The sequence below is a fragment of the Bradyrhizobium sp. URHC0002 genome, assembly GCF_054059515.1.
The window spans coordinates 1,439,599-1,456,106 of sequence record NZ_JBSSCF010000001.1; the positions used below are offsets into that span (position 1 = coordinate 1,439,599).

Here is a 16,508-nt window from a genome sequence, read left to right on the forward strand (position 1 = left end):
CGCTTTGCCGACCCCACGTATCTCAAGAATAGAAACACAATGACTGTCGCTTCAATCGAGATCGGTTCCTCCGCTCAGGCTCCCCTCGAGAAGATCCCGCTCGAAACCTACGTGCCGCCGGCAAAGCCTTCGCTGGTCGGCCTGTCGCGTACCGAGATCGCCGACCGGCTGGGCGAGATCGGCGTTGCGCCCGCGCAGCGCAAGATGCGCACGCAGCAGCTCTGGCACTGGATGTATGTCCGCGGCGCCACGGCATTCGACGAGATGACCAGCATTTCGAAGGAAATGCGTGCGCAACTAGAGCAGCATTTTACCGTCGACCGCCCCGAAGTTGTGGCTGAGCAGATTTCCAGCGACGGCACCCGCAAATGGCTGTTGCGCCTGCCGAGCGGTGACGCGTTCCAGAGGGCGCATGAAGTCGAGTGCGTCTACATTCCCGAAACCGATCGCGGCACGCTGTGCGTTTCCTCGCAGGTCGGCTGCACATTGAACTGCTCGTTCTGCCACACCGGCACGCAGCGGCTGGTGCGCAATCTCACGGCCGGCGAAATCGTCGGCCAGATCATGGTGGCGCGCGACCGCCTCAACGACTGGGCCGATCGCGAGACGCCGACCGGCAGCCGCCTCGTCACCAACGTCGTCATGATGGGGATGGGCGAGCCGCTCTATAATTTCGACGCGGTGCGCGATGCGCTGCTGATCGTTGCAGATAACGAAGGCATCGGAATTTCCCGCCGCCGCATCACGCTGTCGACCTCGGGCGTGGTGCCCAACATCATCCGCACCGGCGACGAGATCGGCGTCATGCTGGCGATCTCGCTGCATGCGGTGCGCGACGAGTTGCGCAACGAGTTGGTGCCGCTGAACCGCAAATATCCGATTCAACAATTGCTGCAGGCCTGCCGCGACTATCCGGGCTCGTCGAACGCGCGGCGCATCACCTTCGAATATGTGATGCTCAAGGGCGTCAACGATTCCATGGAGGACGCCAAGCTCTTGGTAAAGCTGCTCAAGGGCATTCCGGCCAAGATCAATCTGATTCCGTTCAACCCGTGGCCGGGCACAACGTATGAGTGCTCGGACTGGGAGCAGATCGAAAAATTCTCCGAATATATCTTCAATGCCGGTTACTCCTCGCCGGTCCGCACGCCGCGCGGCCGCGACATCCTCGCCGCCTGCGGCCAGTTGAAGTCGGAGACCGAAAAGCTCAGCGCGCGCGAACGCCAGGCGCTGCGTGCCATGGCGATGACGGATTGAGGATGTTCAGTGCCGTCATTGCGAGCGAAGCGAAGCAATCCATGCCTCTGCTTGCCGAGGCATGGATTGCTTCGTCGCTTCGCTCCCTTGCGCAAATGCTTCGCGTTTGTCGCAGGCAATGACGGTGTGTGAGCATGGCGTTAATCGGCCGCCTCTTCGTCGTCTTCTTTGCTTTTCTCGCCGCCTGCCTTGTGGCGGGAATGATCGTGGTCGGCGCGGTGCTGTATCCGGAATTCAGCGATCTTGGCGGCGGGGCGATCGATGAGAGCTCGATCAATGTCCTGCTCGGCTTCGGCTTCATCTTCCTGTCCGGCTTTGCGCTGCTGCCGGCGCTGATCGTGGTTTTGATCACCGAGGCCTTTTATATCCGCAGCGTGCTGGCCTATGCGGTCGGCGGCGCAATCGTAGGCGCAGCCTGCTATCTCGGCCTCATTCCGTTTGATCCCGAGACGCTGCGTTTCGACGGCATCGTGCGCCGCCATCTCGAGATCATGACCGGGGCGGGCATCGTGGCCGGCCTGATCTACTGGATGATCGCGGGCCGATCCGCCGGCGCCTGGCGCGAACCTCGGCCTCCCTTGCGGCCACCGCCGCCATTGCCGTCGCACTCACGACCGCAGGCGTGACGCGTTCTTGTTTCTTCCCTTCTCCCACAAAGGGGCGAAGGGAGATCAGCGTGAGCCTTTTCATCCCCAACCGCCTCGGCTAAACCCCGCGCCATGAACCGGACCGGACTTGTTATCGCGTTGAGCTTATCGCTCGTCATCGGACTGCTGTTCGGGATTTTCCCCGAACTCGACCTGAAGCTGGCGGCATTGTTCTACGATTCCACGAGCGCATCGTTTCCGCTGAAGCAGAGCGGGCTTGCCGCGGTCGCGCGCGATGGCGCGATGTGGATCGCCTGGGCGCTGGCGCTGCCGGCGCTGATTGCCATCGTGGGAAAGCTGGTGCGGCCGGACCGGTCGATGCTGGTCCCGGGACGCGCGGCGGTGTTTCTGCTGGTCACCATCCTGCTCTCCGCCGTCGTGCTGACCAACCTCACCTTCAAGAGCTATTGGGGGCGGCCGCGACCGGTGGTGGTGACAGAGTTCAACGGGCCCTGGCAGTTTGTGCCGTGGTGGGATCCGCGCGGGGAGTGCGGACGTAACTGCTCGTTCTTCTCGGGCGAGGGCGCCACCGCGTTCTGGACCTATGCGCCGGCGGCCCTGACGCCGCCGGCGTGGCGGCCTTTGGCCTATGTGGCGGCGACCGCGTTCGGGGTCGTAACTTCCGTGCTGCGGATGGCGTTCGGCGGGCACTTTTTTACCGACGTCGCCGCCGCGGGCCTTGTCAGCTTTTTCGTGATCTGGCTCTGCTATGCCTGGATTTACCGCTGGCCGTCGACGAGGTTTTCGGACGCGCAGGTCGAGGCGGCACTGGCGCGCTGGGGCTGGCCCGGCTACCGGCTGCTGCAGCGCTGGCGTGGGCGCGCCCAGTAAGTCGAGTTGATCCCGTGAGACGCTATTAAACGCGTGCCCCCCAGCGCGAAATTTGTTATTCGCGCCCTCAAGCCGCAAACGGCATCCGCCATTCCGACCGATTGGAAGCTCCATGAGTACGATTCTGAAAAGCCTGCCCAAAGGGGAAAAAGTCGGCATCGCTTTCTCGGGTGGCCTCGACACCAGCGCGGCGCTGCTCTGGATGAAGCAAAAGGGCGCGCGCGTCTTTGCCTATACCGCCAATCTCGGCCAGCCCGACGAGGCCGACTACGACGCGATTCCGCGCAAGGCGCTGGAGTTCGGCGGCGAAAAAGCCCGGCTGGTGGATTGCCGCACCCAACTGGTCCACGAAGGCATTGCCGCCATCCAGTCCGGCGCTTTCCATGTCTCTACCGGCGGTATCGCCTACTTCAACACCACGCCGCTTGGCCGCGCCGTTACCGGCACGATGCTGGTCGCGGCCATGAAGGAGGACGGCGTCAACGTCTGGGGCGACGGCTCGACCTACAAAGGCAACGACATCGAGCGGTTCTATCGCTATGGCCTGCTGACCAATCCGAGCTTGCGGATCTACAAGCCCTGGCTCGACCAGCTGTTCATCGATGAACTGGGCGGCCGCGCGGAAATGTCGGCGTTCATGACCGCCCATGGATTCGCCTACAAGATGAGCGCGGAAAAGGCCTACTCGACCGACAGCAATCTGCTCGGTGCTACCCACGAAGCCAAGGATCTCGAGCAGCTCGACAGCGGCATCAAGATCGTCAATCCAATTATGGGCGTGCCGTTCTGGCGCGACGACTGTGTCGTCAAGGCCGAAAAGGTCGTCGTGCGTTTTGAGGAGGGCCAGCCGGTCGCGCTGAACGGCCAGACGTTCGCTGACCCGGTTGCGCTGTTCCTCGAAGCCAACGCCATCGGAGGCCGGCATGGCCTTGGCATGAGCGACCAGATCGAGAACCGGATCATCGAGGCGAAGAGCCGGGGAATCTACGAGGCGCCCGGCATGGCGCTGTTGCACATCGCCTACGAGCGCCTGGTCACGGGAATCCACAACGAAGACACCATCGAGCAATACCGCATCAGCGGCATGCGCCTTGGCCGGCTGCTCTATCAGGGACGGTGGTTCGATTCCCAGGCCCTCATGCTGCGCGAAACCGCCCAGCGCTGGGTGGCGCGCGCCATCACCGGCGAGGTGACGCTCGAGCTCCGCCGCGGCAACGACTACTCGATCCTCAATACCGAGAGTCCCAACCTGACCTATCAGCCGGAGCGGCTGAGCATGGAGAAGGTGGAGGATGCAGCATTCACGCCGGCGGACCGCATCGGCCAGCTCACGATGCGCAACCTCGACATTTCAGATACCCGCGCCAAGCTTGATCTCTACGGCAAGACAGGCTTGCTCTCGAGCGGGGAAGGCTCCGAGATCTTCAAGCTTGGTAACGACAAGAGCGACAAGGGCTGATCTGCGCGGGTTGATATGGGCCCCGGCCTGCGCCGGGGCGACGAGCCGGCCCCGTAATGGACACGTCATCCGGAGCGGGTAGATTTGCCCGCCTTCATTTTCCTTCGCAGCGGCCGCCACGGCTGCCGATGGATTATGCCCGCCCGGAGCCTCGATCATGATCAAGCCTGCCATCGTCACTCTCGTCATCCTGGTTTGCGCGTCGGCCGCCGGCGCCCAGACGATCTACCCCATCGACCGCGCCGAAATCCTTGCCGGCGCGCAGTTCGACTTCAAGGTCGAATTTCCCGACAAGGTCGATCCGGCGAAGCTGAAGGTAACGGTCAACGGCCAGGACTACGCCGCCGCGTTCGGCCGGGCCGGAACGTTCGTCGAGCGTGAGGACGGCAAGGACCAGTCGGCGCTGCTGCTCCGCGATGTCGCGCTGACCGCGCCCGGCCCTGTCATTGTCGAGGCCGGTGACGGCGCGGGCAGCCGCAAGGTGACATGGACCGTCTACGATACAGGCCCGCGCAAGGCGAAGAACGTAATCCTGTTCATCGGCGACGGCATGTCGCCCTCGCATCGCATTGCGGCGCGGCTGCTGTCCAAGGGCATCGCGGAAGGAAAGAGCCTCGGCAAGCTTGCCATCGATGACATGCCCCAAATGGCCCTCGTCGCTACTGCAGGCTCCGATTCCATCATCACCGATTCGGCGAATGCGGCCAGCGCCTACGCCACCGGCCACAAGACTGCCGTCAACGCGATGGGCGTCTATGCGGACCGAACCGCAAGTCCGCTCGACGATCCCAGGGTCGAAACCATCACCAGCCTGGCGAAGCGGCGGCTCGGCCTGGCGATCGGCATCGTCACCAATACCGAAATCGAGGATGCTACGCCGGCAGCGATGGTGGCGCATACCCGCCGCCGCGCCGCCTATGACGAGATCGTCGCGCAATATTTTGCCGCCAAGCCCGACGTCCTGATGGGCGGCGGAGCTGCGAATTTCCTGCCGCAGGCAGCAAGCGGCTCCAAACGCAAGGATGACATCGATTACATCGCCCGCTTTCGCGACGCCGGCTATCAAGTGACGATGACAAAGTCCGAGCTGGAAGCGTCGGGGGCAAAATCGGACACGCGCCGATTGCTGGGGCTTTTTGCTGCCGGCAACATGGATGGCGCGCTGGACCGCAAGTTTCTCAAGGGCGGCGGCGTCGCGAAGTTTCCCGAGCAACCCGACCTGACCGAACAGGTGCAGGCTGCGCTGAACGTGCTCACACGGAACGAGGCCGGCTTCTTCCTGATGGTGGAGTCCGGGATGATCGACAAATATGCGCATCTGCTGGACATGGAGCGCGCGGTCTACGACACGATCATGCTCGACAACGCCGTTCGCCTGACGCGTGATTGGGCGCGCGCTCGCGGTGATGACACCCTGATCCTGGTGCTGGCGGATCACAATCACCCGAACAGCCTGGTCGGAACCATCAATGACGATATGAGCACGACGCCCAACGTGCCGCTGCGTGAGCGCGTCGGTGTGTATGAGAAGGCTGGATTTCCCAACTATCCGGCGCCCGATGCCGAGGGTTATCCATCGCGCGTCGACGTCAGCAAGCGCCTGGCCATCTTCTCCGCCAGCCTGCCGGACCATTACGAGACCTTTCGCCCCAAGCTCGATAATCCGAACGAGCCGACCGCGAAGGGCGATCAGGCTGAGAGCTTCAAGGCCAACGACAAGTACAAGGATGTTCCCGGCGTCGTGCTGCGCTTCGGCAACCTGCCGGCGATGATCGGCGCCAGCGTGCATTCCGGCGAGGACGTCATCCTGACCGCCACCGGGCCGGGGAGCGATCGGGTGCGCGGCTCGATGGACAATACCGAAGTCTTCCGTGTCATGGCCGACGCACTTGGGCTCGCGGCGGCCGGACCGTAGCTTCGCGGCAGCGCTGGTTGCGCGTCAGGAGACCGACGGCGCAGTAAACATCAGTTTGACGCAGCTTCGAAAGATCAGGATCTGCCGTTCGAGGCGGCTCGGATCGTTCAGCGTCTTCGACATGATGATGGCGCCGTCGACGATGCAGGACAGCATGTCGGCGACATCGTCGAGGTCGACCGGCTCTCTCGGCGGATACACCGCGGCGATGCCGTCAAGAATCTTGCGAAAGCGCGCGTTCCAGTCGCGCACGGATTGCGCAGTCAACTCGCGAACCTCGCGATCGAACAGCCGTTCCTGATAGCAGATGCTCGCGATCAGGCAGCCCGGATGCCCGCTCGGCAAGTCGGCCATCGTTTCTGCGAGCAGCTTCAGTGAAATGAGGAAGGCCTGCAGCGGATCGTCGGAGAGCTGATGACCGCGCGCGAAGATTTCGTCGAACAGCCGATCGTTGGTCGCGACATATCGGCGGAGCATTTCATGGGCGAGCGCATTCTTGTCCTTGAAGTGGTAGAAGAAGCCACTCTTGGTGAGGCCGGCCTCCGCGATCACTTCCTCGATCGAGGTGGCGCCAAATCCCTTGGCGAGAACGGCCGCCTCCGCGATTTCGAGAATTCGCTCGCGCGTTGCCTCGCCCTTTCCCATCCGCTTCTCGAAAACTGTACTCACGGTACGGTTTCTCCATTGCCGGCGATGCGGCGGTTTCGCGCCGCAACCGCAAACCATTTGAATTTATACCATTTTGCAGTTTCGCGTTCATCAGCACCACGAGCCGGCTAGGAAGCCGCGACACTATGAGGCACCAACATCGCCCGACCCAGACTGGGGCAGGGGAGACCTATCGACGGCATGGAAAAGTTCCGGAGATGTTGAGATGGCCAAATACAGAGACGATCTTCCACAACGGCGCGGTGGCATTTTCCTCACCGATGGCGGCATGGAAACGACGCTTATTTTTCACCAGGGAATCGAGCTGCCGCATTTCGCCGCCTTCGTGCTGCTCGACAGCGCCGAAGGCCGGCAGCAGTTGAAGCAGTATTACGCGAGCTATCTCGCGGTCGCGCGCGAGCATGGGGTCGGTTTCGTGCTCGACAGCCCGACGTGGCGCGCCAATCCGGATTGGGGCACCAAGCTCGGCTATGACGCGTCCGCGCTCAAGGCGATCAATGCCCGCTCGATCGCATTCCTCGAGGAGTTGCGCGCCGGCTGGGAGCGGCCGGGCGCACCCTGCGTGATCAGCGGCGCGATTGGCCCGCGCGGCGATGGCTACAAGGCGGGCAATATGGAAGCCGACGAAGCCGAGGCCTATCATCAGGCGCAGATCGCCGCCTTCGTCGAGGGCGGTGCCGACATGGTCACGGCCTATACGCTCACAGGCATCAATGAAGCGGTCGGTATCGCACGCGCGGCGCGGGCGCAGCGGATTCCGGCGGCCATCGCATTCACCGTGGAGACCAATGGCCGTCTGGTGAAGGGAGAGACGTTGCGCGAGGCGATCGAGACCGTCGATCGCGAGACGGATGGAGCGCCCGAATACTTCCTGATCAACTGCGCGCATCCAACGCATTTTGAGGATGCGTTGAAGGCGGGCGAAGCCTGGACGGCGCGCATCCATGGCGTCAGGGCGAATGCCTCGACGAAGAGCCACGCCGAGCTCGACGAATCCGTAACTTTGGATTCGGGAGATCCGTCCGACCTCGGGCGGCGTTACCTCAATCTCAGAGGTGCGTTCCCGAAGATGCGTATTCTTGGTGGCTGCTGCGGCACCGATCATCGGCACGCCAGGGCGATTTGCGAGGCCTGTGTGCCACCACGCGCACTCAGCGCCTGACGAATCGCGTTTTCGAGCGAAGTGCCGGTTCGCGTAGCAATCAAGCTTGTGCAGACTGCCTAGACTTATCTGCGGTAGAAAACGCCTCAAAACGAGAAGCTCAAAAAAATGGCCGGGATTGCTCCCGGCCATTTTCATTTGGTGATGGCCCGCGCTCAGCGCGGCGGCGCGGTGCCGGGCGGGGGCGGCGGCAGCGACGCCTGTCCGCCGTTGAGCAGCGGCGTGATGTTACGGATGGTGACGCGCCGGTTGATCTCGCTCGGCCCGTCGGTCTGCTCCTTTGGATACTGCTCGCCATAACCCTGCGAGGTCAGGTTCTCCGCCGGCACGTTGAACTGCTGCGTCAGCAGCGTTGCGGCGGATTCCGCGCGGCGGTCCGACAGCGACAGATTGTCGACGTCGGAGCCCACCTTGTCGGTGTGACCTTCGATCAGGAACACTGCGCGCGGGTTGGCCTGGATCGCCTGGTTCAGGCCGTCGGCGATCACCTGCAGCTTCGTCGCCTGGTCCGGCGGGATCTCCCACGAACCGGTCGCGAAGTTGATGGAGTTGACGTCGATGCTCGGCATCTGCATCCGCACATTGGGGCTGTAGCGGATTTCGTCGAGCGAGTAGCGCCGGTTGATCCGTTGCACCGGCGGCGCCCTCAGGGTTTCGTAGATCACTTCCGGGGGTGCTTCGTCCGCGGCGACGATGTAGCGGTCGTACGGCATGTTGACCACTGGCGGCGGCAGATCGACATAGAAGCCGCCGACGGCTAGCGGATCGCGGTAGCTGTTGTCGATGATGATGATCTCACGGCCACGGTCGTCGCGGCGGATGCGGCGGAGCAGCCGCCCGTCACTGCCGACCACGGTGATGATCTCGCTGCCATCCGGCCGGATCACGACCGTGCGGGTTTCGCCGCCGACGGTCTGGGTCTGGATGTCGCGCGCACCATAGCGGAAGCGATAGAGATCGTTGCCGCGGACGTATTGCTGTCCGCTCGGGTCACGGATGATGACGCGGTCCGGCTCATAGTAGACCGTGCGGCCGCCCTCGCTGACCTCCCGTCGCTGGCTGTGCATGTTGGCGATGGTCGCGCCGACCACGGCGCCTGCGACGACGCCCGCGCCGATCGCGAGCGGCGTCAGGTTTTCACGCCGTGGCTGTGGCGGTGGCGGTAGTGGCGTTGTGACCGTGGGTGCGGCCCGGAACGCGGGTGCAACCGTCGGCGGAGCGAATTGCGCCCTGCCGGGCGGCGGCGCTGCGGCTGCCGAGCCCGGGACGACGCTTGGTGCGGCGGCCCCGGGGGGAGGCGTGGGCGGCCGTGCGGCACTGGGTGCACCAGGCACAGTTGTCGGTGCGGCCGGAGCGGCCGTTCCGGGCGGAACGCCTGGACGTCCTTGCTGGCCGGGCGGCGGAGCACCTGCCGTAGGCGGGGCGCCAGCGGGCGGCGCTCCAGCAGCCGGAGGCGGCGTCGTACCGGCAGCCGGTGGTGTGGCGGGCGCGCCGGGTCGTCCGGTCGGCGTTGTCGTCGGGGCGCCCGCACTCGGAGGCGTCGTCGGTGCGCCGGGACGCGGAGGCGCCGTCGTGCTTCCGCCAGGTGGCGGGGCGGCGGTCGGCGGCGCTGTTGGAGCCGGCGTGGTGGCGGGTGCCGGCGGCTGCCTGACACCACCAGCCGGCGGGGGCGGTGGCGGCGGCGGCACGGGTGATGGCGTCGCCTTCTGAGATGAAGGCGGCGGCGGGGGTGGTGTCGTCGGTGCGGCCGGTTGCTTCGGCGCCGCAGGCGCGGCTGCCGGTGGAGGAGGCGGCGGCGGCGTCGGACGCGAAGGTGCAGCCGCCGGGGGTGGCGGGGGCGGAGTCGGCGCCTTCGGCGCGGCAGCCGGGGGCGGCGGTGGCGTCGGACGCGGAGGAGGCGCAGCCGCCGGAGGCGGCGGGGGTGGCGTTGGACGCGGTGGCGGAGCCGCAGCAGGCGGTGGCGGCGGAGGGGCTGCCGGACGTGGAGGTGCAGCGGCAGGGGGTGGCGGAGGAGCCGGTGCCTTCGGTGCGGCAGCCGGCGGCGGCGCACCCTTCGGCGGCGCCTCCTTCTTGGCGCCAGGGGCGCCTTCTTCCCTGGCTTGCGCCACGACGAGCGGTGCGGTCTGCGCATGCGATGCGGAGGTCGCGAGTTGCGTCGCCGTCAAGGCAGTCGTGGCGAGCAGCAGGATGCGAAGGTTTGTCATGGTGTCCTTGGTCCCCGGAATAGGCCTGACGGCAACGGATCGGGCTTCATTGGCATGTCAGTTGGTCGATTGAACGGCTAATCATTAGGCCGGATTGTGGCGACCTACAAATGGTCGGATGCTTTTTATTTCATTTTCGCAATGGGTTGCATGCATCCTTATTCATTGCGCGTTCAGGCAGTGCGTTCATGCGGACCCCCTATCGGTGGCGGGATTCGGCGTGCGGGGGCCGTTCGGTCCGCGTGTCGGCAGCTCATCCGGCGTCTTGCCGGGCAACTCTTGCGGTTGTGGTGGCTGACCAGGTTCACGTAACGGTGGTGGCGCCTCCGGGCGAGGATTGCCCGGCGGGATCTCCGGCGGCGGCTCGGTCGGTTGTCCCGGTGTCGCCGGCGGTATCTCCGGCGGTTCAATCGGCATCACGTCTCCCGAAGTTTCAACTCAGGGAACAACAACGGCGAGGCCCGCGCGGAGTTCCCGCGCGCCTCACCAATGGAACCGATAAGTTTTCAGTGTGACCCGCTTTCCTGACGCGAACCGGGCGCCACTCCGGATCAAGTCCGGGGCAGGCTCTCGCTTGAAGACGCGATTAGGCCGGCGCGTGGCAGACGGCTTCGATATTGTGGCCGTCGGGGTCGAGCACGAACGCGCCGTAATAGTTCGGATGGTAGTGCGCGCGAATTCCCGGCGCGCCGTTGTCGCGCCCGCCGGCGGCCATGGCCGCCTTGTGGAATGCGTCCACCGTGGCCCGGTCCTTCGCCACGAACGCGACATGCAACGGCTTGTCCAACCCGCCTTCGCCGCCGATCCAGAAATCGGGCTTTCCGTTGACGCCGAATCCCGCGGCGGAATCGTGGGCGTGTTCCTCCTGCGTGACTTCCATCACGAGGGTGTAGTCGAGCGGTGCCAACGCCTTCAGATAGAAGGCCTTGGCGCGTTCGTAGTCCGAAACCGGAAATCCGACGTGGTCGATCATCAAGCTCTCCTGCGGTTTGAACAATGGCCGGGCAAAGGATGTTCAGCCTCGCGCCAGCAGCGTGTTGCTGCGGGTCTTGCCGGTCTCGATATAACCCCGCGCGCGCATGTCGGCGATGCAATCTCCCAGCCACTCGTCCTTTGACAGATGCTCGATCACGATCGCGCGGGGCCACAATGCCTGCGGTGCGTTGGCGAAGAAGCCGGTCAACACGCGATCCTCAAAACCTTCGACATCGATCTTGAGCGCGTCGACATGCGAAACTCCGGCCTCTTCGAGGATGCGCTGCAGCCGCAGCGACGGCACCTTGATCGCCTTGCCGGAGGCCTCGCCCGACACGATGTGGCTGGCGCCGAGATTGTCGCCATCGGTTTCGATCAGCAATTCGCCATCGTCAGGGCCGGCGGCGGCTGCGACCAGCCGCACCTGGGTGGTGCCGGAGGCGGCATTGTTGAAAGCGAGCCGCGCATGGGTGACCGGATGCGGCTCGATCGCGATCACCTTGCCGGCGGCGCCGACGTGACGGGCCAGCGCCAGCGCATAGGTGCCGACATTGGCGCCGACATCGATGAAGACGCCGCCGGCAGGAACATGCGCGCGCAAAAAATCCAGCTCCTCGATATTGTAGGCGGGATTGAACAGCGCGCCGCGCTCGGTGGCGCTGGCCTGATGGTAGAAGCGGAACGAGGCGCCCTGGTATGGCACGTCGACCGGACCCGCACGCAGCAGATTCACCAGCCGCGACAGCATGGGCCGAAAGGCGCCGCGCTTCAGCCGCGAACGGTGGGCCAGTGAAATGATCGCGGCCTGTGCGGCATTCGGGGCGAATGCGCCGAACGGCGCGGGCGAAGGGTCGTTGTCGGGCGTCAAACCTGTGTCCTCGGTGAAGCGGCGCATGCATAGCCGGTTTTGCACGCGACTCCAACGAGGCTCTGAGGGTGGTTAGGCGCATCATCCCCTCGGCTGTCATACCCCGCGAAGGCGGGGTACCCAGTACACTGCGGCCTTTCGATTCTATAACCGCCTTCTCTGGAATACTGGATCACCCGCCTTCGCGGGTGATGACGGCGAAATGTGACCGGAAATGCTACGCCGCCTTCTTCGTGGCCTTGCGATGGCGCAGGAAGCGGCCGAGCAGGCGGCGTTTGCCCTTGCGCGGGATCAGGTCGATGTCACTGACCAGTTTGGCGCCGCCCTTGCGCCGTTCCAGCACGATCTTGCGGCTGTGAAACGCCTCCAGCTCTACGCGGTGGGCGACGCTGACGATAGTCGCTTTCGGCAGCTCCCGGATGACGATCTCCATCATCTTGTCCTGGCTCTTTTCGTCGAGCGCCGACGTCGCCTCGTCGAGCACCACGATGTCGGGGTTGTGCAGCAGGAGACGCGCAAACGCCAGCCGCTGCTTTTCGCCGCCTGACAGCGTCTGGTCCCACGGCCCGTCTTCCTCGATCTTCTCCTTCAGATGATCGAGGCCGACCTTGTGCAGGGCCTCGCCGATCCCCTCGACGGTCCAGTCGTCAGCCGCACCGGGATAGGCGATCGCGCGCCGCAGCGTGCCGGACGGAATGTAGGGTTTCTGCGGCAACATGAAGAGCCGGCGGTCGGGGTGAAAGTTGACGCTGCCGCCGCCCCATGGCCACAGCCCAGCCAGCGCACGGACCAGCGTGCTCTTGCCGGTGCCGGACTCGCCGGCTACCAGCAGGCGCTCGCCGGGCCCGATCACCACTTCGGTTTCGCCGACCACCGCGGTGCCGTCATCGAGCGTGACGGAGAGATCGTTGAGGCTCAGGCATGGCGTCGCCCTCGGTCTCGCCGCGCTTGATGCGGCCGATGCCGTCGCCCTGCTCGGCGCGCTCGAGCCCATCGAGCGACATCATCAGCGAAGCGATGCGGCGTGCGCAGGCGTTCCAGTCGGCGAGCCGCGGATAATTGTCGACCAGCCAGCCGAACGCAGTCTGCACGATGGTGAAGGCGGAAGCCGCCTGCATCACCTGTCCGAGGCTCATGCTGCCGTCGAGAAATTTCGGCGCGCAAAGCAGCAGCGGAACCACGGGCGCGATCAGGCTCGATCCCTGCGACACCAGCGTGGTGCGCATGTGCTGGCCGGCGAGCCGCGCCCATTGCCGCAGAACCTTTGTAAAGGTCTTGTCGATGCCGTCGCGCTCTTCCTCCTCGCCGCCGAGCAGCGCGATGCTTTCGCCGTTCTCGCGCACGCGCGTCAGCGCATAACGGTATTCGGCCTCGGCCTGGTTCTTGTCTTCGGACACCTGCACGAAGCTGCGTCCGATCGCCATGATCGAGCCCGAGGCGATCGCGGCGTAGAGCACGGCGGCAATGACGAGAAAGCCGGGAATGGTGATCGTCGACCCCGCGAGCGTCACCGTCAGCGCGCCGCCGATGGTCCAGAGCACCACGATGAAGGTCGCGGCCGACAGCAATGCCGAGGTGACGCCGGCAACGAAATCCACCGGCGAGTCGGTCGCGATCCTCAGATCTTCGGCAATCCGATATTCCGGATTCTGGTGATCGCCGCCGACGAGGTTGAGCTGGTAGTAACGGCCGCTCGCCAGCCAGCGCGATATCACCGAATTTGTCAGCCAGGCGCGCCAGCGGCGCTGGATGCCCATGCGGGCGAACACCTGCGCCACGCCGAGCAGCACGCTGCCGATCGCGAGCGGAAAGAACACTGCGGCGAGATAATAAACGGTGGCGGAATCGCGCTTCTCGATGGCGTCGAAGATCGCGCGATTCCAGACATTGATGCCGTATTGAAAGCCGACATTGGCGACGATCAGGAGCAGCAGCCCGATCGTAAACAGCCACGCCAGCCGGTCGCCGCTTCTGCCCCAATAGCCGCGCGCGCTGATCCAGAACCGCGTCAGCAGATAATCCTTGCGCGCCTGCTCGGCTTCTTCCGGCGATAATTCAGGATCCGGTTCGACAACCTCCGGCGGCGGCGGTTCGACGTGTTCACCGCCTTCGGCGGTGACTTCCACGAATTCCGATTTCGTTTCGGACTCAGCGGGCTTCTTCACGCCGGCTTTTTTACCGCGCGGTTTGGACTTTGCATCGGATTTGATCATGGCCGGTAACGCAAAGAAAATCAGATGGTTCCCGGGCAGCTCCGGCTGCTCGCGTCTCCGCAACGACGGGAAACCAATTCAAATCGCTTCGTCGGCGCGCCTCACTTTTCGCAGGCGGCCTGTCCGATGCAGCACGCGGGAGAGCTGCTCGATCGAGTAGGGCTTTTGCAGCAGCTCGAAACCGTAGCTGCCGTGTTCCGACAATACGTGGCTGTAGCCGCTGGCCAGCACGACCGGCAGGTCGGCATGGCGGCGCCGGATTTCCTGGGCCAGTTCGATGCCGGTCATCCCGGGCATCACGACGTCCGTGAACACCGCGTCGAAGCGGTCAGCATCGACCGCCAGTTCTTCGAGCGCATGCGTGGCGTTGCCGACGAGCTTGGCAGCGTAGCCGAGTTCGGCCAGCGCGTCGGTGGTGAATCGTCCGACCTCGGCATTGTCCTCGACGACGAGCACTGACATTCCGCTTCCATCGATCGCCGGCGCATCCGCCGGCAACTTTCGCGATTTCCCGCTGTCGGCGGTGCGCGGCAGGTACAGCGTGAAAATACTGCCTTTGCCCACTTCGCTGGCGACGGCTACTTCGCCGCCGGATTGCTTGGCGAATCCGAATACCTGCGACAGGCCAAGCCCGGTGCCATGGCCGGCCTGTTTGGTCGTGAAGAACGGTTCGAAGATACGTTCGAACTGATCCGGCGGAATACCGCTGCCGGTGTCGGCGACCGATACGGCCACATAGCCATAGGGATTTTGCGACAGGGGCGCGGCGTTGGGCAGGCTGGCCGCCATTCCCACCGCAATCGTCAGCCGTCCACGTCCCTCCATGGCATCCCGCGCGTTCACGGCCATGTTGATGATGGCGGTCTCGAACTGGCCGGCGTCGGCGTTGACGAAGCACGGTTCTTCCGGGCCGAGGATGACGATCTCGACGCGCGAACCGATCAGGGTGCCGATCATTTCGGCCAGCGTCTGCACGCTTCGCCCGACCTCGAACACCTCCGGCTTCAACGTCTGCCGCCGGGCGAAGGCCAGCAATTGCCCTGTCAGCTTGGCGGCGCGGGTCACCGTATCCGAGATCGCCTCGATATAGCGCAGCCGTTTCGGCTCCGGCAGGTCGGGCCGCCGCAACAGGTCCACGGAAGCTCGGATCACCGTGAGCAGATTGTTGAAGTCGTGCGCGACGCCGCCGGTGAGCTGGCCCAGCGCCTCCAGCCGCTGGCCGTGCTTCAGTGCATCCTCGGCCACCTGCCGCTTCTCAGCCTCGAAATGAAGATGCCGCGTCCGGCGCAAGGCGAGCCCCAGCAGAGCAAACAGCAGCGCAGTGGCTGGCGCGCCGAAGATCAGATGCTGACTCATGGTGGACAGCCAGCGCGCGCGTATCGCCGAGGTCTCGAGGCCGGCGCCGACATAGAGCGGGTATTCGGCAAGCCGCCGGTAGCCGAGGCGGCGCTCGACGCCGTCGGTCGGCGACGTCACGGTGATGAGGCCGGCCGTTGGGTGGGCGGCGATTATTTTCCCGATCGGACCCCTGGGGTCGAGACGGATGTCGCGGTCGATGGCGGGGAAACGCGCCAGCACGGTGCCGTCCGTCCGGCCGAGCGCGAAGTAGCTGCCGGTCTCGCGGCCGATCCGGGCGTAGTAATTCTCGAAATACTCCGGGAACACGGAAGCCTGCAGCACGCCGCCGAAGCTGCCGTCCTCGCTCGGGCGCCGTCGGCTGACGCCGAAGAACGCAGCGCCCTGATAGGGCGGCCGCGGCTTCAGCGCTTCACCGATAAAGGTTCCGATATCGCTGGCCACGTGGGCCTTGAAATAGTCCCGGTCGGAAAAATCGATCTCGGGCGCCGGCACGACCAGGCTGTTGACGAGGGCGTGGCCCTTGGCGTCGAAAATCCAGGCTGATTTCACCTGCGGCAGCGAAGCGACCAGTTGCTTCAGCCGCAGATGCAGCAATTGCTCGCGCGCAACGATGTCGGTATCGGGAACGTCGCGGACGATCTCGGCGATCTCCGACAGGCTGCGGTCGATGGTCTCGAATACTTTCAGCGCATGTTCGTGGGCGACATCCAGCGCGCGTTCGATCTCGCGGTCGGCGGTTTCGCGGATCGAGACCCAGGAGGCGGTGGATGCAAATGCAAACAGCGCCAACGGAAGGGCCAGCGAAGCGACCATCATCCATTGCAGCAGTCTCAGCGAATTGCGTTGCGCGGTCGGCACGTTCGCTCCGGCTCCGCACCGAGCTTAACGCAATCTTCGATTGGGAACAAAGTCCCGTCGATGGAACTGCGATGGCTTGCCGCGCCGATCT

General features: G+C 64.5%; 13 protein-coding genes and 1 pseudogene. 7 read left to right on the forward strand and 7 right to left on the reverse strand.

Going from position 1 to position 16,508, the window contains the following annotated elements:
• Positions 1–39 precede the first annotated feature (39 nt).
• From rlmN to ACVWVY_RS06900, 5 genes are all read left to right on the forward strand, one after another.
• Complete coding sequence (gene rlmN / locus ACVWVY_RS06880; RefSeq protein ID WP_456625665.1) at positions 40–1,257, forward strand: 23S rRNA (adenine(2503)-C(2))-methyltransferase RlmN; 1,218 nt, start codon at positions 40–42, stop codon at positions 1,255–1,257.
• A 134-nt stretch (positions 1,258–1,391) separates the two neighbouring features.
• Positions 1,392–1,883, forward strand: coding sequence for a hypothetical protein (locus ACVWVY_RS06885; RefSeq protein ID WP_456625666.1), 492 nt, complete (start codon positions 1,392–1,394; stop codon positions 1,881–1,883).
• 93 nt (positions 1,884–1,976) lie between these two features.
• Positions 1,977–2,735: a phosphatase PAP2 family protein gene (locus ACVWVY_RS06890; RefSeq protein WP_456625667.1), complete on the forward strand. Its 759-nt coding sequence runs from the start codon at positions 1,977–1,979 to the stop codon at positions 2,733–2,735.
• 112 nt (positions 2,736–2,847) lie between these two features.
• Positions 2,848–4,194 carry an argininosuccinate synthase gene (argG, locus tag ACVWVY_RS06895; protein WP_456625668.1) on the forward strand — a complete coding sequence of 449 codons (1,347 nt, stop codon included), beginning with the start codon at positions 2,848–2,850 and terminating at the stop codon, positions 4,192–4,194.
• Between the two features lie 157 nt (positions 4,195–4,351).
• Positions 4,352–6,109 carry an alkaline phosphatase gene (locus tag ACVWVY_RS06900; RefSeq protein ID WP_456625669.1) on the forward strand — a complete coding sequence of 586 codons (1,758 nt, stop codon included), beginning with the start codon at positions 4,352–4,354 and terminating at the stop codon, positions 6,107–6,109.
• Positions 6,110–6,133: 24 nt separating this feature from the next.
• On the opposite strand, the gene ACVWVY_RS06905 is transcribed toward ACVWVY_RS06900, so the two are convergent.
• The gene (locus tag ACVWVY_RS06905; RefSeq protein ID WP_456632125.1) at positions 6,134–6,754 is read right to left on the reverse strand and encodes a TetR/AcrR family transcriptional regulator; all 621 of its coding nucleotides are present in this window, start codon (positions 6,752–6,754) and stop codon (positions 6,134–6,136) included.
• A gap of 229 nt (positions 6,755–6,983) precedes the next feature.
• Between ACVWVY_RS06905 and ACVWVY_RS06910 the strand changes: the two genes are divergently transcribed.
• Positions 6,984–7,940: a homocysteine S-methyltransferase family protein gene (locus ACVWVY_RS06910; protein ID WP_456625670.1), complete on the forward strand. Its 957-nt coding sequence runs from the start codon at positions 6,984–6,986 to the stop codon at positions 7,938–7,940.
• A gap of 155 nt (positions 7,941–8,095) precedes the next feature.
• Here the strand turns inward: ACVWVY_RS06910 and ACVWVY_RS06915 are convergent, their stop codons facing one another.
• On the reverse strand, positions 8,096–9,274 hold the full coding sequence (locus tag ACVWVY_RS06915) for an OmpA family protein (protein ID WP_456625671.1): 1,179 nt from the start codon (positions 9,272–9,274) through the stop codon (positions 8,096–8,098).
• 238 nt (positions 9,275–9,512) lie between these two features.
• On the opposite strand from ACVWVY_RS06915, the gene ACVWVY_RS06920 reads away from it, so the two are divergent.
• On the forward strand, positions 9,513–9,650 hold the full coding sequence (locus ACVWVY_RS06920; protein ID WP_456625672.1) for a hypothetical protein: 138 nt from the start codon (positions 9,513–9,515) through the stop codon (positions 9,648–9,650).
• Between the two features lie 680 nt (positions 9,651–10,330).
• Here ACVWVY_RS06920 and ACVWVY_RS06925 read toward each other — a convergent pair.
• The 5 genes and pseudogenes from ACVWVY_RS06925 to ACVWVY_RS06945 form a co-directional block, all read right to left on the reverse strand.
• Positions 10,331–10,561 (reverse strand): hypothetical protein, encoded by a 231-nt coding sequence (locus ACVWVY_RS06925; RefSeq protein ID WP_456625673.1) that lies wholly within the window; start codon positions 10,559–10,561, stop codon positions 10,331–10,333.
• A 169-nt stretch (positions 10,562–10,730) separates the two neighbouring features.
• Positions 10,731–11,117, reverse strand: a complete 387-nt coding sequence (locus tag ACVWVY_RS06930) for a VOC family protein (RefSeq protein WP_456625674.1) — start codon at positions 11,115–11,117, stop codon at positions 10,731–10,733.
• Between the two features lie 42 nt (positions 11,118–11,159).
• Entirely contained in the window at positions 11,160–11,987 is an 828-nt protein-coding gene (locus ACVWVY_RS06935) for an FkbM family methyltransferase (RefSeq protein WP_456632126.1), read from the reverse strand.
• A 217-nt stretch (positions 11,988–12,204) separates the two neighbouring features.
• Positions 12,205–14,200 (reverse strand): annotated as a pseudogene (locus tag ACVWVY_RS06940) (ABC transporter ATP-binding protein/permease).
• Between the two features lie 78 nt (positions 14,201–14,278).
• Complete coding sequence (locus ACVWVY_RS06945) at positions 14,279–16,417, reverse strand: ATP-binding protein (protein ID WP_456625675.1); 2,139 nt, start codon at positions 16,415–16,417, stop codon at positions 14,279–14,281.
• Between the last annotated feature and the right edge of the window lie 91 nt (positions 16,418–16,508).

What these genes read in the sequence shown, in the direction of transcription:
- rlmN (WP_456625665.1), top strand. Translation starts at nt 40, where the DNA reads ATGACTGTCGCTTCAATCGAGATCGGTTCCTCCGCTCAGGCTCCCCTC.
- ACVWVY_RS06885 (WP_456625666.1), top strand. Translation starts at nt 1,392, where the DNA reads ATGGCGTTAATCGGCCGCCTCTTCGTCGTCTTCTTTGCTTTTCTCGCC.
- ACVWVY_RS06890 (WP_456625667.1), top strand. Translation starts at nt 1,977, where the DNA reads ATGAACCGGACCGGACTTGTTATCGCGTTGAGCTTATCGCTCGTCATC.
- argG (WP_456625668.1), top strand. Translation starts at nt 2,848, where the DNA reads ATGAGTACGATTCTGAAAAGCCTGCCCAAAGGGGAAAAAGTCGGCATC.
- ACVWVY_RS06900 (WP_456625669.1), top strand. Translation starts at nt 4,352, where the DNA reads ATGATCAAGCCTGCCATCGTCACTCTCGTCATCCTGGTTTGCGCGTCG.
- ACVWVY_RS06905 (WP_456632125.1), bottom strand. Translation starts at nt 6,754, where the DNA reads ATGGGAAAGGGCGAGGCAACGCGCGAGCGAATTCTCGAAATCGCGGAG.
- ACVWVY_RS06910 (WP_456625670.1), top strand. Translation starts at nt 6,984, where the DNA reads ATGGCCAAATACAGAGACGATCTTCCACAACGGCGCGGTGGCATTTTC.
- ACVWVY_RS06925 (WP_456625673.1), bottom strand. Translation starts at nt 10,561, where the DNA reads ATGCCGATTGAACCGCCGGAGATACCGCCGGCGACACCGGGACAACCG.
- ACVWVY_RS06930 (WP_456625674.1), bottom strand. Translation starts at nt 11,117, where the DNA reads ATGATCGACCACGTCGGATTTCCGGTTTCGGACTACGAACGCGCCAAG.